The organism is Massilia timonae CCUG 45783 (genome assembly GCF_000315425.1).
Taxonomy (GTDB): domain Bacteria; phylum Pseudomonadota; class Gammaproteobacteria; order Burkholderiales; family Burkholderiaceae_D; genus Telluria; species Telluria timonae.
The window spans coordinates 128554-148717 of record NZ_JH992926.1; the positions used below are offsets into that span (position 1 = coordinate 128554).

A 20164-nucleotide genomic window follows, 5' to 3' on the forward strand; every position below is an offset into this window, starting at 1 on the left:
CTATTATTGGAGACCCGAATGACCGCTGCAGTACAAAACAAGACCGGCAAGCCTTTCAAACGCATCCTGCTGACCGGCGCCGCCGGCGGCCTGGGCAAGGTGCTGCGCGAGCGCATCAAGCCCTGGGCCGAGGTGGTGCGCCTGTCCGACGTGGCCGAGATGGCCCCCGCCGGCCCCGGCGAAGAGGTGGTCCAGTGCGACCTCGCGGACAAGGAGGCCGTGCTGGCCTTGCTCGACGGCGTGGATGCGGTGCTGCACTTCGGCGGCATCTCGACCGAGAAGCCGTTCGAACCCATCATGCAGGCCAATATCCTCGGCGTGGCCAACCTGTACGAAGCGCTGCACAAGGCCGGCACCCGGCGCGTGGTGTTCGCCAGCTCGAACCACGCGATCGGCTACCACCCGGTGACCACGGTGCTCGACGCCGATTCGCCGACCCGTCCCGACAGCTACTACGGCCTGTCGAAGGTCTTCGGCGAGCAGATCGCCCGCTACTACTATGACCGCTTCGGCATCGAGACCGTCTGCGTGCGCATCGGCTCGAGCTTCCCGGAGCCGGCCAACAAGCGCATGATGAGCACCTATCTGTCGTACGACGACCTGACCGAATTGCTGCGCTGCTCGCTGTTCGCCCCGCGCGTCGGCCACACCATCGTGTATGGCGTGTCCGACAACGACAGCACCTGGTGGGACAACCGCCTGGCCTCGCACCTGGGCTACAAGCCGAAGGACAGCTCGGCGAAGTTCGCCCACCTGTTCCCGGATTCGTCCGAGTTCCCGGCCAGGGACGACGTGACCACGATGTACCAGGGCGGCAAGTTCCTGCTCGACGGTCCGCAGTACTGAATGGTCGAGCGCATCGTCATGCGCAACGCCAGCCTGCTGGCCGAGATCGTCCCCCAGGTCGGGGGCGGACTGGCGCGGCTGGACTGGCTCGGCTCTGGCGAACCGGCCCCCTTGCTGCGCGCCTTGCCGCCCGATGCGCCCGGCGCGCCGACGCCGTCGCAGCTGGCCTGCTTCCCGCTGCTGCCCTGGTCCAACCGCATGGCGCCGTCGGGTTTCGCGTTCGAAGGCCGGCAATATGTGCCGGCGCCGAACCGCGCCGGCGAGCCGTGCCCGATTCACGGCGACGCCTGGCAGCAGGCCTGGCAGGTGGCCGAACGCTCGGACACGGCCGTGCGGCTGACGCTGGCGCGGCCCGGGGCAACGCCATTCTCGTACGAGGCCGGGTTGCGGTACTCGTTGGATGGCGCCGCGCTGCTGGTCGAGGTCGAGGTGCGCAACACGGGCGCCGCGGCGCTGCCGTTCGGGATCGGCCTGCATCCCTGGATGCCCGATCCACAGGGCGCGCGGCTTGAAGCGTGCGCTGACGGGGTGTGGTCGAGTGGTCCGGACAGGCTGCCGCTGACCCGCAGCGACATACCTGGTAACTGGCGTTTCGACACGCCGGCCGCGCTGCCGCAAGATGGCGTCGATCACGTGTTCGACGGCTGGCCGGGGCAGGCGCGCATCGCCTGGCCGGCGCGCGGCGTGGCGCTCGAACTCGACGCCGACATGGATTACTTCATCCTGTATGTTCCGCCGGGGCGCGATTTCTTTTGCTTCGAGCCGGTGGATCACCCGATCAACGCGCACAATCTGCCGGGCCGGCCCGGCCTGACCGTGGTGGCGCCTGGTGCGACGTTGCGGCGGCGCTGCGCCTTCCGCGGCTCGTCCCTATGAGACAAACTTCCCGTGCCACCGCACTGGCGGTGGCCGCGGTGCTGACGCCGGCCAGCGCGCAGTCTCCCTATAACGCCGAAACCACCTACCGCAAGCTGGTGCGCGACTACCCGCAGATCCGCATCGCCAGCGCCGAGGCGCCGGCGCCGGTGCGGGTCCGCAAGGACCTGGTCTATGCGCGCCGCGCCGACCTGGCGCTGGCGCTCGACCTCTACCTGCCGGCACCCGATGCAAAGCCCGCGCCGCTGGTGCTGCTGGTGCACGGCGGCGGCTGGGGCGGCGGCGAGCGCACGAATATGGCGCCGCTCGCGGCGCGCCTGGCGGCGCGCGGCTATGCCGCCGCCACCGTCAGCTACCGCCTGTCGGGCCAGGCCCGGTATCCGGCCGCGATCGACGACGTCAAGGCGGCGCTGGACTGGCTGCGCACGCGCGCGGGCGAGTTCGGCGTCGACGCGGACCGGATCGCGCTGGCGGGCGGTTCGGCCGGCGGCCAGATCGCCGCCCTGGTCGGCATGACGCGTCCGCAACACGTGGGCGCCGTGGTCAATATCGATGGCCTGTCCGATTTCACCTCGCCCGAGGCGCTGCGCCATGAGGACGATCCGGCCAAGAAACCGTCGGCAGCCGGCGCCTGGTTCGGCGGCCGTTACGCCGAGAAGGCCGCGCTGTGGCGCGCCGCCTCGCCGTTGACCCACGCCGGCAAGGACAGCCCGCCGGTGCAGTTCATCGTCAGCAGCGTGCCGCGCTTTTCCAGCGGGCGCGAGGCGCTGGCGGCCAGGCTGGCCGCGCACGGCATCGCGACCGACACCGTGGCGCTGGCCGGCGCGCCGCATTCGTTCTGGCTGTTCGATCCCTGGCTGGCGCCGACGGTCGACGCGATGGACCGTTTCCTGGGCCAGCAGCTGGGCCCCATGCCGGCGCGTGCGCCGTGGTCGGCCGACCTGGGCGACGGCCGCTACCGCAACCCGATCCTGCATGCCGATTATTCCGATCCGGACGCGATCCGGGTCGGGGAACGCTATTACATGGTCTCGTCCAGCTTCGCCAACGCCCCCGGCCTGCCGCTGCTGACCTCCAGCGACATGGTCAACTGGGAGCTGGTCGGGCATGCGCTGCCGCAACTGGCGCCGCAGGCGACTTTCGCGACGCCGCAGCACGGCACGGGAGTGTGGGCGCCGAGCCTGCGCCACCACGACGGGAAATTCTGGATCTTCCATCCCGATCCGGACCATGGCGTCTACCTCAGCACCGCGACCGACTTCGCCGGACCCTGGAGCACGCCGCACCTGCTACTGCCCGGCAAGGGCATCATCGACCCGGCGCCGCTGTGGGACGACGATGGCCGCGCATGGCTGATCCACGCCTGGGCCAGGAGCCGGGCCGGCTTCAACAACGTGCTGACCCTGCGCCGCATGGCGCCGGACGGCCGCAGCCTGCTCGACGGGGCGGGCCGGGTGATCATCGACGGCAACCGCCTGCCGGGCTACCGGACCCTCGAGGGTCCCAAGCTGTACAAGCGCGACGGCTGGTACTACGTGTTCGCGCCGGCGGGCGGCGTCGAGCATGGCTGGCAGTCGGTGTTTCGTGCGCGCCGCATCGAAGGCCCGTACGAAGACCGGATCGTGATGGAGCAGGGCGCCACCGATATCAACGGCCCGCACCAGGGCGCCTGGGTCACGACGCCGCAGGGAGTCGACTGGTTCTTCCACTTCCAGGACCGGCGCGCCTATGGCCGCGTGGTTCACCTGCAGCCGCTGCGCTGGATGGACGGCTGGCCCCTGATCGGCGAGCCGTCCGCCAAGCCGGGCGTGGGACAGCCGCTGCGCGAGCACGCCAAGCCGGTGCCGGGAGTCTTCGCCCGGCGCGAGCCGGCGGTCGGCGACGAATTCGACGGCCCGGCCCTCGGCCCGCAATGGCAATGGACGGCCAACCCGCAAGCCGGCTGGCATGCGCTGGACGCGCGCCCCGGCTTCCTGCGCCTGCACGCGCAAGCGGCGGCGCCGGTGCGGCAACTGCCGTCGGTGCTGACCCAGAAGTTTCCAGCGCCGGCGTTCGGCGTGACGGCCAGGGTGGAGTTACGCGCGCAGCAGGACGGCGACCAGGTGGGGCTCGGCGTGATGGGCCTGGCCAGCGACTGGTTCGGCGTGCGCCGCGTCGGCGGCCAGCCGCGCATGGTCGGCGTGCGCTGCGGCCAGGACGGCGCCTGCGCCGAGACGGTCGGACCCGTATTGCCCGGATACGCGGTCACGCTGCGCATGCACGTGACGCATGGCGCCCGGGTATCGTTCTCGTACAGCGCGGACGGCCTCCAGTACACGTTCCTGGGCGAACCTTTCGACGCCACCATGGGCCGCTGGGTCGGCGCCCAGGTCGGCGTGTTCGCGACCGGAACGCCGGGCGCCTACGCGGACCTGGATTACTTCCGCATCAATCCCTGATCACTTGCCGGCGCCCGCGCGCCCGCGCACATGCGCCGGGACGGCGGCCGCGGGCAGCGGCGCGAACGCATAGGGCACCTCGAACGCTGGCGCGGCATCCACGCCGCAGCCGGCCAGCGGCGCGCCGTTCAGCAGCGAGCCTGTGTCGCTGAAGCTCCCCGCGTCCGGCCCCTGTGCGAACGGCTTCACGGCGTCGGTGCAGCCGCGCGCATTGGTCACCTCGAAGACGTTGGCGTGGGAAACGATGCGCGCCTGGCGGGCCACCCCGACGCTGTAGTCGTGGCGGTAGGCCGCATGCTTGCGGTCGCCGACGTGGTAGTTGTTGAACAAATGGACCTGGCCGAAGCGCACCCGCGGGGCGCGGCTGGCAATGAATTCGAACAGGTTGTTGCTGACGGTGATGCGCAGATGGCCGGCATCGCCTTCGGCCCGGTCGCTGGCGCCGATCAGCGTGTTCTTGGCATGCAGGGCGAAGTGGTTGTACGAGACCGTGACGTAGTCGCTGGCGTCGCGGATGTCCAGCGCGCCATCGTGGCACTGCCGGGTCTTGCCGTCCACGACCGGCAGCGTGTCGTCGGTCAACGGGGCGTCGGTGAAGCTGTTGCGGTCGACCCAGACGTGGGTGGAGGCGACGATGGCGATGGCGTCGAACTCGGCATTCCAGTTACCGTCGCCGTCCTTGGGGTCCCAGCGCGGCGCGACGTCGCAGGGATTGCGCAGGTTCAGGTTGCGAATGATGACCTGCGACACCCTGGTCACCGTCAGGTGGGCGTTGACGAAGCCGGATCGTGGCCCGAGCCCGACCAGGGTGGTGTCGCCCGGCAGCGCGACCCGCCCACGCCTGGACTGGTCCGCATGGTCGGCAAAGGGCCGGCCTTCGCTCATGTCGATCACGCCGTCGACCTGCACGATGCGGCTGCCTTCTACCGACTTGCCGAGCGCCCGGCGCAGCTGGGCGGCGTCGGTGACGGTGAAGACGTTGGCGGTCGGTGCGTCGGCGCCGCCGCGGGTGCCGCCGGCCTGGGCCGCCCAGCCGTCGGGCGGCGCCGCCTGGCGCGACATGGGGGCGAAAGAAGCGGCGCGCGGCGCGTCGCTGGCGCAGCCGGCACTGCTTGCGGCGAGCCACAGGATCAGGAACTTGGACAGGTGCTTCATGGCGCTCCAGGATACGTCGTTACCCCCACCGGAGGTAACGACTTTTCGCGCAGGCGAGAACGACGGGCTTAGAACGTGTAGTCGGCGCGCAGCGTGAAGGCGCGGCCGATCGGCTTGGCGATGTTCTGCGCGAACACGACGCGCGAGGACAGGCGCTGGTTCGACAGCGGCGGATCGGTGTCGAACAGGTTGTTCACGCCGGCGCCGAGCTTGAAGTTCTTCGACACCTTGTAGGTGGTCGACAGGTTGTACACGCGATAGGGCTCGATCACGTTGTAGAACGGCTGGCCCGGTTGCTGGGTCGGCAGGGCGTTGGTGTCTTCGTAGCTCGACGTGTACTGCTGCGTCAACTGGGCGAAGAACGGGCCGTAGCTCCAGTTCACGCGCGCCTGGTGCTTCCACTTGAAGATATACGTGTTGGCCGAGGTCGAGCCGGTGGACAGGGCGCCGATGCGGCCGACGCTGTCGACCCATGGGCTGCCTTCGTCGTTCTGGCCCTCGTAGCGGTCGGTGTAGGTGCCGTCCATCGAGAAGCCGAAGCGGCCCCAGTTCGCGGTCGGCACCAGGTAGTTCAGGCCGATGTCGACGCCCTGGGTCTTCAGGCCGCCCATGTTCAGGCGGGTCTTCGTGATGTACGCCAGCGTGCCGTCGGGATTACGCACGAACAGGTCGCCGTAGCGGTCCAGGTTGTCGAAGATCGAGTCCTCGTTGATCTGGGCGATCGTGCGCTTCATGTCGATCTTCCAGAAATCGACGGTCGCCACGAAGTTCTTGACCGGTTCGATCACGAAGCCGACCGTGTAGGTCTTCGACTTCTCCGGCTCCAGGTCCGGATTGGCGCCGACCAGCGTCGTCAGGCGCGTGTTGCAGACACGTTCCGCGTCCAGGCCCAGGCCGGCGAAGCGCGGATCGGTGGTAAGAGAGCCGGAGCCGGCCACGTTCGGGGTCGGGCCAGGGCACAGCAGCGGGTCGTCCCAGCTCGAAGTCGACGGCTGCAGGCTGCGCGGCACGCCGTACAATTCGGGCAGGGTCGGGGCGCGGAAGCCCGTGCTGACGGTGCCGCGCACCATCAGTTCCTTCATCGGCTGGTAACGGAAGCTGGCCTTCGGATTGAAGGTCGAGCCGAAGTCGCTGAAATGGTCGCCGCGCACCGCGAAGTTCAGGTTGAGCGCTTTCGTGACCGGCGCATCGAGTTCGGCGTACAGGCCCGAGACGCGGCGCGCGCCGCTCGGGTTGTTGCCCGGCGTGCCATTGACGCGCCATACCACCTCGTCGCCGATCATCGGCACGTTCTCTTCGTAGGTCTCGCGGTGCCAGTCGCCGCCGACCGCCAGTCCCAGGGCGCCGCCCGGCAGGTCCATCAGGGTGCGGCTCAGGTTGAAGTCGAGGCCGTAGTAGCGCACGTCGGCCTTGCGGAAGACTTCACCGTCGGCCGAGATGCTCTCGAGGTAGGCGCGGCCGGCCTCGTCCTGCGCGCCAAAGGGGTTCAGGATGCCGTTGGCGACGCCCGCATACACGGCCGGCGTGCGCACGAAGTTTTCCTTGAAGCCGCTGTCGCGATGGCTGTAGCCGTAGGAGGCGCCCACGCGGTAATCCCAGGACGCGACCTGGCCCTCGTCGGCGATCACCAGGCGGTGGTTGGTCTGCACGTCGTGCAGCTTGACCGGGCCGAGTTCGTCCAGGCTCCAGGTCAGCGCCAGGTCTTCGCCGTTGAGGCCAGCCACCGCCGGCACGCCGCCGCTGCCGCCCGGATACCATTTGCTGGCGGACGTCATCATCAGCGGGCGGCGCGAGGCCGTCAGGCGGTCATAGTCGGTATTGTTGCCGAAGGGCTGGGGACCGCTGACGGCATCGATGTACGAGCGCGCCAGGTTCAGCTCGACGGTGAGCATCTTGCCTTCGCCGTGCGCCAGGCTGGCCTTGGTGAACAGGGTGACCTGCTGGTTCTCCGGCAGCAGCTCCGGGTAGATGCTCGGATCGGTGATGCAGGTGTTGCCGCCGTTGGCATTGGTGCGGGTCGACGGCACCGTGGTCTGGGCCAGGCCCGGCGCCACGCAGCCGTTCGCGAAATAGGGGTTGCCCGTGATGTTGGCCGAGCGCCCGTTGCGATAGATGGTGAAGTTGGCCGGCGAGGCGGAGCCGCCCGAGGTGTTCGAATTGAACGGCGTGCCGCCCAGCGAAGCGAGCTTCGCGGCGTCCCAGATCTGCGGCCGGTCGCGCTGCAGCAGCGAGTCGCGGCGCTGGGCGCTGAATGCGGTATAGACGTTCCAGCCATCCCTGGCGATGTCGCCCTTGCCGGCCACGATGGTCACGCGCTTCTGGTCGCCGCCGCCGGATTCCTGCGGCTGCACGGTGCTGGCATGCAGGGTCACGTCCTGGACCGAGCGTTTGGTGATGAAGTTGACCACGCCGGCGATGGCGTCGGTGCCGTACAGGGCCGAGGCGCCGTCGCGCAGCACTTCGACCCGTTCGATGGCGGCCATCGGGATCACGTCGACGTTGACCAAGCTCGCGCCCAGCGCCTCGTTGGCCAGGCGCCGGCCGTTGAGCAGCACCAGCGTGCGGTTGGTGTTCAGGCCGCGCATATTGATCATGGTGCCGCCGCCTCCGCCGCCCACCGGTTCGTTGGTCGCGGCCACGGTCAGGGCCACCGCGACTTCGGACATCGTGGTCAAGCCCTGGTTGACCAGTTCCTCGGCCTTGTAGGTGGTCAGCGGCAGGGCGTTCTCGGTCGCCAGGCGCTTGATCGAGGAGCCGGTCACCTCGATGCGCTGCATCGGCGCTTCCTGCGCCGTGGCGAGGTTGGCCAGGGTCATCGCGGCGAGCGCGACGGCCGAAAGGATGAAGCGGGGTTGATTGGTCGTGCGAAGGTTGTTCACTGCGTGTCTCCTGCCTGTAGTCGTCGAATGCGTCCGGATGTGCCCCCGGCTCGCCCGCATGTGTGCCCCGGTTCCGCCGGGTCGTCGATGATTGGTATGGAAACAATTCTAATTTGGTCAGACCACTTTGGCAATCTGGACGTGCCGAAATTTAATCCGGTCTAACCTTTGTGGGTGAGATGGGCGAGCGCAGGCCCGCGCGGAGCGCGCGGGGCAGGAAGTGGCCGCGCAGGAAAGGGCGGCGCAGGTAAGGGTGGGGAAGGGCGGGTCAGCCGCGCGAGAAGGTACGGGTGACGCGGTCGAGGTGGGCGCGCATGGCCTGGCGCGCGCCGGCGACGTCGTGGGCAGCGATCGCGGCAAAGATGTTGCGGTGGTCGATCAGCGTCTGCTGGCGCAGTTCCTCGGTCTGGAAGTGTTCCTTCAGCTTGTGCCACAGCGAGCCGCGCTGGCTCCACAGGTATTCGATCACGCCGACCATCGCGCTGTTGCCGGTGGCGCGCGCGATCGCCAGGTGGAAGTTGCGGTCGGCCGATTCGTTGCCGCTGCGGTCTTCGTGGTGCTGCTCCATCTCTTCGACCGCCACCAGGATGGCGTCGATCGCCGAATCGCTGGCGTGCTTCGCGGCCAGCGCCGCGACCTCGACCTCGATCAGGCGACGCGCGGCCAGCACCTCGAACGGGCCGGGGCCGGCGGTCGGCACGTCGGCCTTCGGCGCGACGTCTTCGCTGACGTACACTCCCGAGCCGCCGCGCACTTCGACCTTGCCGCTCAATTCGAGCGCGATCAGGGCCTCGCGCAGCGAGGTGCGGCTGACCCCGAGCTTGGCCGCCAGCTCGCGCTCGGCCGGCAGGCGTTCGCCGGCGCGGATGTTCTCGGCGCGGATCAGCTCCTCGATCCTGGCCGAAACGACCCGATACAGCCGCGGCTCGGTGGTGCTAGGTTCATTCAGCGCTGGGGTCTTCTTCATCGATCGGTTCGTCCTGGATTATTGGCAGCGGGCGCCAAAACTAGCGAATCTTAGTTTGGTATGGTTAATGTTGCAAGTGGACGGGCAGATATTGTGGCGCGCGCCGGCCGCCTAGGGCTGCGGGTTCCAGCCGCGCCCCGCGAACACGGCGGCCCGGGTCGAGAGGCGCGCGGCCTGTTCGCGCTCGAGCATGAAGCCGCCATAGCTGCGCGCTTGGCCGTCCGGCCCCCGGTTGCCGTATTCGCGCCATCCGCCTTCGGCTGGATTCGGCGCCGGCCGCCGCAGCCAGCCGTCGGCGGCGATGTGCGGGCCGACGCTGCAATCGATGAAGGCGACGTTGTCCCAGGTGTTGGCGGTGCCGGGCGAGCGCGCCAGGTAGGCGCTGCCGTCCGCCGGCAGGTTGCCGGCCGGCCCGGCGCCGCGGGTGAGGCGCGAGCGCAGGAAGACGAAGCCCGGTTCGGCGGCGCCGATCGTGCGCGCCTGCACGATGTAGCCGCCGCTGTCCGGCCGGGCGCTGTCGCCGATGCTGCGGATTTCACTGTCCTCGAACAGCGCGGCGCGGTTGTTCCCCCAGATGAAGTCGACGTTGCCTTCCACCAGCGACTTGTGGAACCAGGCATAACCGGTCAGCTGCAGCGTATCCTGCTCGCTCAGGAAGTGGGCGTTGCGCGCCATCAGGCGGCCGTCGCGGCTGCTGAAGAACAGCGTCTCGGCCTGCGGCGAGTGGCCGTCGGTGCGCAGGGTGCTGTTGTGCAGGGCGATGTCGCGCAGGTCGAGCAGGTCGCTGTCCTGGGCCAGGAACAGCGCGCGTCCGCCCAGCAGCCCTGGCGTGCCTGCTTCCTGCCCGGCGCCGGAGCCGGGGTTGAGGGTGTCGCTGTTGGCGGCGCGGATGACGGTCGCCTCGCGGCTGGCGCCGCGCAGGGTGAGGTTGTCCTTGTCGCGCAGGTACAGCAATTCGGGATAGACGCCGTCGGCCACATTGACCGTGAGCGCTTGCGCGCGCGGCAGCGACATCGCGTAATCGAGCGCGCCCTGCACGGTGCGGAAATGCGACCGCCCGGCGGCGGCCACCGTCACGCTGTCGCCGACCGGGCGGTGCGGCGTGGTGCGAAAGCGCCAGCGCGCGCCATCGAAATCCGCGCCGCGCACCAGGCGCGCCTCGGCCAGCGCCTCGTACTCGGTATCGTACTCGAGCGCCTGCGGCAGGCGCGCGCGCAGCTCGCCGTCGACGATGCTCAGGTCGTGCTGGCGCACCAGGCGCTGGCGTGGCGCAGGGCCGATGGCGGCCACCGTCTCGCCCGGACGGACCACCGCGACCAGCAGGCCGTCGCGCTTGCGCAGCACCCGGATGCTGCCTTCTCCCGTCAGCGCGGCGCCGGGCGCCAGGGCCAGGCGCAGCGGCGTATCGGGCGGCACGCCGCGCTCGTCGGCCCGTGGGTGCGTGGCGACGCTCGTGGCGCCGCGCGGCGCGACGAAGCGTTCGCCGACCACGACGGCGAAACTGGCCTGGGCCCACGGATCGCCGGCGCTGCGCACGGTCACCGCGGTGCGGCCGGCCGCCAGCGGCGTCACGCGCACGGCGCCGTGGACGACGTCGGCCGTGGCGATGCGCGGATCGTCGCTGACGACCTCGATGCCGAGTGCGCCGCCAATGGGTACGGTGGCCGCCGGGTCGCCGGCCTGCAGCAGGATGCGCCGTTCGGCGACCTGGGCGCTCAGGCGCGCCGGGACCGCGTCAACGGGGCCGCCGCGCAGGTCGAGCAGCCGGTGCGCGCCGGCCTCCCAGTCAAGCGCTTGCGTGGCCGGCAACGGCTCGGCCAGCGCGGTGGTCACGCGCTCGCCATCGACCAGCGCCGCCAGTTGGCCGGCGTCGGCGGCAAAGCCCAGCACCAGCGGCATGTCGGCCGGCACGGTGCGGCGCCGTATCTGCTTCAGGCGCTGCGCCTGGCCGCCGCGTGCGGCGAGCAGCTCGACCTGCAGCGTCTTGCCGCCGTCGACCAGTTGCAGGCTGGCGCCTTGCCAGTCGCCGTTGGCGGCGCGTCGGGCGCGCAGCACGAATGGCGCGCCGGTCGACGGCGCGATGCGCGCCTCCACCAGGGCGCCGGCAGCGTCGCCGGCGCCTGGGCGCGGGCCGGCATTGGCGCGGACGTGGGCGGGCACCTGCGACGCCGGCAGCGCCGTGTACGAATACGGGACGCGCCAACCGGCGTCGCCGCCGTGCGGGCAGCCATCCAGCGGCTGGCCATTGAGCAGGGAGCCGGTGTCGACGAAGACGCCGGGACTGTGCGCCGGGTCGCGCACCAGCTGGCTGCAGGCGCTCGCGCCGGCCACGTCGAAGGCATTGGCGTCGGAGATCAGGCGCGAGGCATGCGCCACGCCGATGCTGTAGCCGTGGCCATAGACCGCGCGACCGCGCTCGCCCACATAGTAATTGTTCAGCAGGTGGACCTGGCCATAGCGCACCCGCGGGGCGCGTTCGGCGACGTGCTCGAACAGATTGCCCTTGAGCGTGATGCGCAGCCGCCCGCGGTCGCCGGTGAAGCGGTCGCCGGCGCCGATCAGCATGTTCTTCTCGTGCTGGGCGAAATGGTTGTAGGTGACGCTGACCAGGTCCGATCCCTGGGTGATGTCGAGCGCGCCATCGTGGCACTGCTTGCGCTTGCCGTTCTCGACCGGGGCGCGGTCGTCGGTGTCGGGCGCATCGGTGAAGCTGTTGTGGTCGATCCAGACATGGCGCGCGTCGCGCACCGTGATGCCGTCGAATTCCGAGTTCCAGTTGCCCTTGGCGCCGTCTTGCGGGTCCCATTGCGGCGCCACGTCGCAGGGATTGCGGATCGCCAGGTGGCGCACGATCACCTGTTCGACGCCTGCAACCAGCAGGCTGGCGTTGACGAAGCCGGCGCCCGGCGCCACGCCAATTAGGGTGGTGTTCGATGGAAGGCGCACGCCGCCGCGCCGGGCCTGGTCGTCGTGGTCGCGGAAAGGCCGGCCTTCGCTCATGTCGATGGTGGCCGCCACGCGCACGATGCGCGCCGGCGCCGGCGCCTCCAGGGCGGCCACCAGCTGGGCGCGGTCGGCCACCGTGTACACGTGGGCCGGGCTGGCGAGGGCGCCGCCGCGGGTGCCGCCTTGTTGCGCGGCCCAGCCGTCCGCAGGAGCGTGCTGGCGCTCGGCGATCGCACCCGGCATGGGGGCGGCCGCGAAGACGATGACCGGGACCAGCGAAGCCAGGGCGAAGGCCGGGAGGAGGGTGGCGAAGACCGCGCGCGCCCCGCTCATTGCGCGCTCCGCGCGGCAGTGCGCGCCTCGGGCGCGAACGCCGGGGCGAGGGCCGGGACCTTGCGCAGCAGTTCGCGTGCGACGATCTCCGAAAAGCGCTGGGCGCCCAGCGGGCCGACGTGGGTGTGATCGAAATTGGCGCCGGCGCGCGCCAGCTTGTCCGCTTCTCGCGGTCCCATGGCCTGGACCGCGGCCAGCGACAGCGCATTCAGGTCGACCAGCGGCGTGCCGGTCGCGGCGGCGATCCTGCGCACCGTGCCGGCCCATGGCGCCAGGTCGTTCTGTACATAGCCCTGCCTGAAGCTGCGGCGCGTGAGCGGGGTCACCAGCACCGGCAGCGCGCCCAGTGCGCGCGCCTCCTCGACGTAGCGGGTCATATTCGCGGGAAACTCGGTCGCATAGTCGGTGGAGCGTCCGGGTTTGCCCGGCTGGTCGTTATGGCCGAACTGGATCAGCACATAGGTGCGGCGGTAGCCGGCCCCCTGGCGCAGCAGGCCGGTCACCTCGTCCCAGCGGCCTTCGGCCCTGAAGCTGCCCGAACTGCGCCCGCCGCGCGCCAGGTTCAGGCAGGCCGTCTCGGGGGTGAGGCGGGCGCACAGCGCGTCGCCATAGCCGGTGCTGCTGGCCATGGTCGAGTCGCCGACCAGGATCACGCGGTCGTGCGCCGGCGGCGCCGACCAGGCGGCGCCGGTCAGCAAGAGGGTAAGCAGGGGGAACAGGCGGACCAACGGCATGGAGTCTCCAGTATTTCTTTTTTGATACCCGATTCTAGTTTGGTCGGGCCAATATCGCAAGGTGGTTGTACCACGCGCTTGTCGCGCACCAGCACTATGCAGATAGGATGTCAGACAACTGATGTATGTGGCAACCAGCCCTTCGCGTATAATCGCGCCATCCCATCCAATCCAACGAATGACCATGACTCTTCCCCAACGCAAGCACCGCAGCCTCGCCCAGGGCGTGGTCGAGCACATCAGCGGCACCATCCGCCAGGGGACGCTCAAGCCGGGCGACAAGCTGCCCACCGAATCTTCGCTGATGACGCAGCACGGCGTCAGCCGCACCGTGGTGCGCGAAGCGATCTCGCACCTGCAGGCGGCTGGCCTGGTGCAGACCCGGCACGGCATCGGCACCTTCGTGATCGAGCGGGCGCAGGCCGGGCTCGGACTCGACGCCGAGCACATCCTGACCCTGCGCGACGTGCTGTCCATCCTCGAGCTGCGCATCGGCGTCGAGACCGAGACGGCGGGCCTGGCAGCGAGCCGGCGCAGTGAAGACCAGGTCGACGAACTGGCCGGCGCGCTGCTCGAGATGCAGCAGGCGATGGCCGAGGGCAGGTCGGCGGTGGATGCCGACAAGCGCTTCCACCTCTTGATCGCCCAGGCGACCGGCAACCGCTATTTCGTCGACATCCTCGAGCAGCTGGGCAACGCTATCATCCCGCGCGCGCGGCTGGACACGCCGAAGCTGGAACAGGACAAGCCGGCCGACTTCCTCGAGCGTGTCAGCCGCGAGCACGACGATATCTTCCGCGCCATCGAACGGCGCGATCCGGAAGCGGCGCGCGCGGCGATGCGCACCCATCTGTCCAACAGCCGCGAACGCCTGGTGCAGGCGCAGCGCCGCCTGGAGGGATCGCTGAACTGAATCTTTCCGGCACATTTTGCTTGCGGTCGCCCGACTTAGGTTGTACGATGACTTACAACTTGATTCTGACATACGAGTCATATCACTTTTTCGTCCAACACCTAGACCCACGGAGACCCGAGCAATGCAACCAAATGAACTCAAGCAAGTCCTGTCGCACGGCCTGCTGTCCTTCCCGATCACCGACTTCGACGCGCAGGGCGAGTTCGATCCGAAAGGCTATGCCGCGCGCCTCGAATGGCTGGCGCCGTTCGGCGCGACCGCGCTGTTCGCGGCCGGCGGCACCGGCGAATACTTCTCGCTGCACGGCGAAGAATACGGCCAGATCATCAAGACGGCGGTGGACACCTGCGCCGGCGTGGTGCCGATCCTGGCCGGCTGCGGCGGTCCGACCCGCACCGCCATCGCGCACGCCCAGGAAGCCGAGCGCCAGGGCGCCAAGGGCCTGCTGCTGCTGCCGCACTACCTGACCGAAGCCAGCCAGGACGGCCTGATCGCCCACGTCGAGGCGGTGTGCCGCTCGGTCAAGATCGGCGTCGTGGTCTACAACCGCGCCAACTGCCGCCTGACCCCGGATTCGCTGGCCAAGCTGGCCGACCGCTGTCCGAACCTGATCGGCTTCAAGGACGGCAACGGCGACATCGAACTGATGGTCTCGATCTGGCGCAAGCTGGGCGACCGCTTCAGCTACCTGGGCGGCTTGCCGACCGCCGAAGTGTATGCCGGCGCCTACAAGGCCCTGGGCACCCCGGTCTACTCGTCGGCCGTGTTCAACTTCGTGCCGCAACTGGCGATGGACTTCTATCACGCCACCGCCGCCGGCGACACCGACACCACCAACCGCCTGATCGACGAGTTCTTCCTGCCTTACCTCGAGATCCGCAACCGCAAGGCCGGCTACGCCGTCAGCATCATCAAGGCCGGCGCCCGCCTGGTCGGCCACGGCGCCGGCCCGGTGCGTCCGCCGTTGACCGACCTGACCGCCGAAGAAGACGCGATGCTGCTCGACCTGCTCAAGAAGAACGGAGTGCTGTGATCATGACGATTCTCGGTGAAATGATCATTGGCCAGCAGTGCGTGCGCGGCACTGCGGGCGAGGCCTTCGGCTTCAACCCGTCCACCCGCGCCAACCTGGAGCCGGGCTTCGGCCAGGCGACCGGCGACGACGTCGAGCGCGCCTGCGCGCTGGCGGCCCAGGCCTTCGACCCATACCGCGCCTTGCCGCTCGAGCAGCGCGCGCGCTTCCTGGAAGCGATCGCCGAACAGATCCTGGCCGTCGGCCCGGCACTGATCGAGCGCGCCATGCTCGAGACCGGCCTGCCGCAGGCGCGGCTGGAAGGCGAGCGGATGCGCACCGTGAACCAGCTGCGCCTGTTCGCCAAGGTGGTGCGCGACGGTTACTTCTTGGATGCGACCATCGATAGCGCGCTGCCGGACCGTGCGCCGCCGCGTCCCGACCTGCGCCTCTCCAAGATCGGCCTCGGCCCGGTCGCCGTGTTCGGCGCCAGTAACTTCCCGCTGGCGTTCTCGGTGGCCGGTGGCGACACGGCCTCCGCGCTGGCGGCCGGCTGCCCGGTCGTGGTCAAGGCCCACGCCGCCCACCCGGGCACCTCGGAACTGGTCGGCCGCGCCGTCCAGCGCGCGGCCAGGGAAGCCGGCATGCCGGAAGGCGTGTTCTCGATGCTGTATGGCGACGGCCGCACCGTCGGCCAGCAGCTGGTGGCGCACCCCGCGATCAAGGCGGTGGGCTTCACCGGTTCGCGCCAGGGCGGCACCGCGCTGATGCGCACCGCCGCCGGCCGTGCCGAGCCGATTCCCGTCTACGCCGAAATGAGCAGCGTGAACCCGGTGTTCCTGCTGCCGGCCGCGCTGCAGGCCGGCGGCGCCGGCCTGGCGCAGGGCTTCGTCGATTCGCTGACGCTCGGCGTCGGCCAGTTCTGCACCAACCCGGGCCTGGTGTTCGCGCTCGAAGGCGCCGATCTGGACTCCTTCGTCAAGGCGGCCGGCGAGGCGCTGGCGGGCAAGGGCGCCGGCACCATGCTCACCGCCGGCATCCACGAGGCGTACAACAGCGGCGTGGCGAAGTTCGGCCAGGTCGAGGGATTGCAGCTGGTGGCGCAAGGAAGTGAACAGGGCGCGGGCTGCGCGGCGCGCGCCGCGCTGTACCTGTGCGACGCCGACACCTACCTGGGCAATGCGGCGCTCGAAGACGAAGTGTTCGGCCCGGCCGCGGTGCTGGTGCGCTTCAAGGACGCCGATCAGTTGCTGCGGGCGGCCGAGGCGCTGCACGGCCAGCTGACCGCCACCGTCCATGCGCAAGCCGCCGACCACGGCCTGGCCGGCGCGCTCTTGACCATCCTGGAACGCAAGGCGGGCCGGGTGCTGTTCAACGGCTTCCCGACCGGCGTCGAAGTGTCGCACGCGATGGTCCACGGCGGCCCGTTCCCGGCCACCAGCGACAGCCGCACGACCTCGGTCGGCGCCAGCGCGATCGACCGCTTCCTGCGGCCGGTGTGCTACCAGAACGTGCCCGCCAACCTGCTGCCGGAAGCGCTGCGCGACGAGAATCCGCTGGGTCTCGCGCGCCTGCTGGACGGCGCCTTGCAAGCTGGAGGGAATGCGTAACGCCGTAAGTTTCTGTCGCAGCACCAGCCGGGGGAGACACCGGCTGTCTTAACTTGTAAAGAACTGATCACCATGAATCAGCAAGTCATCGACCTCGCACCGGCACAGACGGTGGTGGGCAAATATCGCTGGACGATTTGCGCACTGCTGTTCTTCGCCACCACCATCAATTACCTGGACCGCCAGGTCCTCAGCCTGCTGGCGCCGATGTTGTCCGCCGAATTCGGCTGGTCCAACACCGACTACGCCAACATCGCGGCCACCTTCCAGTTTGTCTACGCCATCTCGATGCTGTTCGCCGGCCGCGTGATCGACCGCATGGGCACCAAGCGCGCCTACGTGCTGGCCATCGTGGTCTGGTCGCTCGGCGCCGTCGCCCACGCCTACGCGATCTGGCTCGGCGAGGCGGTCAACACCGTGTTCACCGCCATCGGGCTGGCCGTGGTGCCGGTGTCGATCGCCGGCTTCATGATCGGCCGCGCGGTCCTCGCCATCGGCGAAGCCGGCAACTTCCCGGCCGCGATCAAGGCCACCGCCGAATACTTCCCCAAGCGCGAGCGCTCGTTCGCGACCGGCATTTTCAACTCGGGCGCCAACGTCGGCGCCATCCTGGCGCCGCTGACGGTGCCGGTGATCGCCGAGTTCTGGGGCTGGCAGGCTGCCTTCATCGTGATCGGCGCCATCGGCTTCGTCTGGATGGGCGCCTGGATCTGGCTGTACGACGTGCCGGAGCGTTCGGCGCGCGTCGGCGCGGCCGAACTGGCCTATATCAACAGCGACGCCGGAGTCAGCCCGGCGGCGGTCGACAACACCCGGGTGGCCAGGACCTCGTGGTTCAAGCTGCTCGGCTACCGCCAGACCTGGGCCTTCGTCGCCGGTAAATTCCTGACCGACGGCGTGTGGTGGTTCTTCCTGTTCTGGCTGCCGAAATACATGTCGGCGCAATACGGCATGTCGGCCACCGCCATGATCCTGCCGCTGGCGGTCCTGTACAGCATGACGATGGTGGGCAGCATCGGCGGCGGCTGGCTGCCGACCTACTTCCTGAACCGCGGCGCCGACATCTATCACGGCCGCATGCGCGCCATGCTCTTGATCGCCCTGTGCCCGCTGGTGGTGCTGCTGGCGCAGCCGCTGGGCTACCTGGGCTTCTGGATTCCGGTGATCCTGATCGGCATCGGCGCCTCGGCCCACCAGGCCTGGTCGGCCAACCTGTTCACGACGGTGTCGGACATGTTCCCGAAACACAGCGTGGGCTCGGTGGTCGGCATCGGCGGCATGGCCGGCGGCCTGGGCGGCGTGCTGCTGACCAAGCTCGGCGGCTGGCTGTTCGACTATTATGGCGCCCTGGGCCAGCTGTCGACCGGTTACATGATCATGTTCTCGATCTGCGCGCTGGCCTATCTGGTGGCCTGGTGCGTGATGAAGGCGCTGGTGCCGCAGCACCGTGAAATCAAGGACCTGTAAGGATGTCGATGGAAATGGACATCGTCGCCGGCGTGCACTGCGCGACCGGTGAGAGCCCGATGTGGCATGCGGGGGAGCAGGCCTGGTACTGGGTCGACATTCCCGCCCGCCGCATCTGGCGGCGTGACCACGCCAGCGGGGAATTGCGCCGCTGGCTGGCGCCGGAGATGGTGGCCTGCATCGCGGCCAGCGGCGGCGGCGGGCTGGTGGCCGGGATGGAGAGCGGGATCTTCCACCTCGACCTGCACGACGATGGTTCGGTCGGCGCTCGCCGGCTGGCCGCGCCGGCGGTAAGCGAGCTGGGTGAGGGCATGCGCTTCAACGACGGCCGCTGCGACCGCCAGGGGCGTTTCTGGAGCGGCACCATGTTCATGGACATGGGCGCCGCGCGCGCGATCGGCGGCCTGTATCGTTATTCCGGCCGTGACGGCCTGCACGGGCCGGTGGTGTCGAACATGCTGACCCAGAACGGATTGGCCTGGTCGCCGGATGGGAAGACGATGTACCTGTCCGATTCCCATCCCCAGCGCCGCATGGTCTGGGCCTACGACTACGACGTCGACGCGGGCTTGCCGCATGGCCAACGGGTGTTCCTCGACCTGAACGGCCAGAAGGGCCGGCCGGATGGCGCCGCGGTCGACGCCGACGGCTGTTACTGGACCTGCGCCAACGATGGCGGCGTGGTGCAGCGCTACACCCCGGCGGGCAGGCTCGATCGCGAGATCGAACTGCCGATGGCCAAGCCGTCGATGTGCGCCTTCGGCGGGCCGGATCTCGACCTGCTGCTGGTGACGTCGATCGACCCCGCAGGCGGCGGCAACCCGGGCGGGGATGCCGGCGCCGTGGTGGTGCTGCGCCCTGGCGTCAAGGGCGTGGCCGAGACGCCGTTCTCACCGGATGCCTGATATTCCGACCTGGGCCGCGTGCCGGCGCAGGAATGCCAGGTGGGCGTCGCGGGCCGCGGGACCGTCGTAGGGCAGGATGGTCCACAACTCCGACGCCCGCATCGCCTCGCCGGGCGCCAGCCTGACGTAGGGCGCGTGCACTTCCAGCTCCAGCATGCCTTTGTCCGCCGCGCGAGGGTCGATGTCCTGGTACAGCTCCACCTGGCCCTGGGCCGGGTGGATCGCCGCGCGCGGCTGGTGGGCGAACTGGATCACCAGGAGCTGGCCGTCGCGGAATGCCGCCAGCCAGCCGCTCGAGGGCTGGACGAACAGCTTGCCTTTGCGCGCGGGGTCACCCGGCGCCGGCAGGTCCAGCGACAGCAGGCCGCCAGCCAGCGTGTAACGCAGCGCGCCGGCCGGCTCGATCCGGACATCGTCCGGCGCCGCCACCGGCACATAGGCCATCGTGTGCGCCGGCACGCGCGTATTGAACCAGATGTCGCGTCCCGCCTGTTTGCCGCTGCGGTTGGTCGCTTCGGCTTCCAGCCGCAGGCTGTGCGGCTTGTCCGCGACCAGCGCGTAGCGCTTGCGCAGCTGGATGCCGGAGACGGGACTGGCCGGGCTGTCGAGGACGATTTCGTCGCGCTTGTGTTCCACCAGCGTGTAGGTCGCAAGGCTCAGCCAAGGGTCCGGAGGCCAGGCCGCCTGCGCGGCGGCGCGCGCCGGATTGACGTCCTGATGCACCCACCACTCGCTTTGCGGCCCGATCCAGACTTCGTGTCCCTGGTAAGGCACGTGGCCGGACGCCGCATTGGGTATGGCGTCGGGTGCGCCGGCGGTTTCGTCGACGAGCAAAAAATTGGGCTTGCCTGCCAGTGCGAACGACAGCAGGCGGCCACCGGCCGGCTCGGCGATTCGCGCCTGGACGACGCCATTGTCGAGACGGTGCGAGGGCAGCTGCGAGGGAAGCTGCGAGGCAGCGTGCGCGGACGCGAGGGAGAGAAGGCAGAGACAGGCGAGACGGATCGCCTGGACGGACGAGAACAAGCCGCGCAGCCGGTTACCCGGCCACGCGGCTCGTCTGAAGCGATGACGCTGGAC

14 protein-coding genes are annotated in these 20164 nt (G+C 69.4%); 8 read left to right on the forward strand and 6 right to left on the reverse strand.

Going from position 1 to position 20164, the window contains the following annotated elements; all coding sequences use genetic code 11:
* The first annotated feature begins 18 nt into the window (after nt 1-18).
* From HMPREF9710_RS23405 to HMPREF9710_RS28700, 3 genes are read left to right on the forward strand one after another with little or no spacing between them, the layout of a single operon-like run.
* Entirely contained in the window at nt 19-846 is an 828-nt protein-coding gene (locus HMPREF9710_RS23405) for an NAD-dependent epimerase/dehydratase family protein (protein ID WP_005670577.1), read from the forward strand.
* Nucleotides 847-1722 (forward strand): aldose 1-epimerase, encoded by an 876-nt coding sequence (locus HMPREF9710_RS23410; RefSeq protein WP_005670578.1) that lies wholly within the window; start codon nt 847-849, stop codon nt 1720-1722. It begins immediately after the preceding gene.
* Nucleotides 1719-4160, forward strand: a complete 2442-nt coding sequence (locus tag HMPREF9710_RS28700; RefSeq protein ID WP_005670579.1) for a family 43 glycosylhydrolase — start codon at nt 1719-1721, stop codon at nt 4158-4160. The genes HMPREF9710_RS23410 and HMPREF9710_RS28700 overlap by 4 nt, the downstream gene beginning before the upstream one ends.
* On the opposite strand, the gene HMPREF9710_RS23420 is transcribed toward HMPREF9710_RS28700, so the two are convergent.
* From HMPREF9710_RS23420 to HMPREF9710_RS23440, 5 genes are all read right to left on the reverse strand, one after another.
* Nucleotides 4161-5315: a pectate lyase family protein gene (locus HMPREF9710_RS23420; RefSeq protein WP_005670581.1), complete on the reverse strand. Its 1155-nt coding sequence runs from the start codon at nt 5313-5315 to the stop codon at nt 4161-4163.
* A 68-nt stretch (nt 5316-5383) separates the two neighbouring features.
* Nucleotides 5384-8194, reverse strand: a complete 2811-nt coding sequence (locus tag HMPREF9710_RS23425; RefSeq protein ID WP_005670582.1) for a TonB-dependent receptor plug domain-containing protein — start codon at nt 8192-8194, stop codon at nt 5384-5386.
* 268 nt (nt 8195-8462) lie between these two features.
* Nucleotides 8463-9161, reverse strand: coding sequence for a FadR/GntR family transcriptional regulator (locus HMPREF9710_RS23430; RefSeq protein ID WP_005670584.1), 699 nt, complete (start codon nt 9159-9161; stop codon nt 8463-8465).
* Nucleotides 9162-9272: 111 nt separating this feature from the next.
* The gene (locus tag HMPREF9710_RS26770) at nt 9273-12440 is read right to left on the reverse strand and encodes a pectinesterase family protein (RefSeq protein WP_005670587.1); all 3168 of its coding nucleotides are present in this window, start codon (nt 12438-12440) and stop codon (nt 9273-9275) included.
* On the reverse strand, nt 12437-13174 hold the full coding sequence (locus HMPREF9710_RS23440; RefSeq protein WP_005670589.1) for a rhamnogalacturonan acetylesterase: 738 nt from the start codon (nt 13172-13174) through the stop codon (nt 12437-12439). The genes HMPREF9710_RS26770 and HMPREF9710_RS23440 overlap by 4 nt, the downstream gene beginning before the upstream one ends.
* A 184-nt stretch (nt 13175-13358) precedes the next feature.
* On the opposite strand from HMPREF9710_RS23440, the gene HMPREF9710_RS23445 reads away from it, so the two are divergent.
* The 5 genes from HMPREF9710_RS23445 to HMPREF9710_RS23465 all read left to right on the forward strand — a co-directional run bounded on the left by HMPREF9710_RS23445 (nt 13359) and on the right by HMPREF9710_RS23465 (nt 19084).
* Nucleotides 13359-14087 (forward strand): FadR/GntR family transcriptional regulator, encoded by a 729-nt coding sequence (locus HMPREF9710_RS23445; protein ID WP_005670591.1) that lies wholly within the window; start codon nt 13359-13361, stop codon nt 14085-14087.
* Nucleotides 14088-14211: 124 nt separating this feature from the next.
* Complete coding sequence (gene kdgD, locus HMPREF9710_RS23450; RefSeq protein WP_005670592.1) at nt 14212-15123, forward strand: 5-dehydro-4-deoxyglucarate dehydratase; 912 nt, start codon at nt 14212-14214, stop codon at nt 15121-15123.
* A gap of 2 nt (nt 15124-15125) precedes the next feature.
* Complete coding sequence (locus tag HMPREF9710_RS23455) at nt 15126-16712, forward strand: aldehyde dehydrogenase (NADP(+)) (protein WP_005670594.1); 1587 nt, start codon at nt 15126-15128, stop codon at nt 16710-16712.
* Nucleotides 16713-16784: 72 nt separating this feature from the next.
* Nucleotides 16785-18179: an MFS transporter gene (locus tag HMPREF9710_RS23460; RefSeq protein ID WP_005670596.1), complete on the forward strand. Its 1395-nt coding sequence runs from the start codon at nt 16785-16787 to the stop codon at nt 18177-18179.
* An 8-nt stretch (nt 18180-18187) separates the two neighbouring features.
* The gene (locus tag HMPREF9710_RS23465; protein WP_005670597.1) at nt 18188-19084 is read left to right on the forward strand and encodes an SMP-30/gluconolactonase/LRE family protein; all 897 of its coding nucleotides are present in this window, start codon (nt 18188-18190) and stop codon (nt 19082-19084) included.
* On the opposite strand, the gene HMPREF9710_RS23470 is transcribed toward HMPREF9710_RS23465, so the two are convergent.
* Entirely contained in the window at nt 19070-20110 is a 1041-nt protein-coding gene (locus tag HMPREF9710_RS23470) for a DUF4380 domain-containing protein (protein WP_005670598.1), read from the reverse strand. The two genes, HMPREF9710_RS23465 and HMPREF9710_RS23470, sit on opposite strands and share 15 nt — an antisense overlap.
* Between the last annotated feature and the right edge of the window lie 54 nt (nt 20111-20164).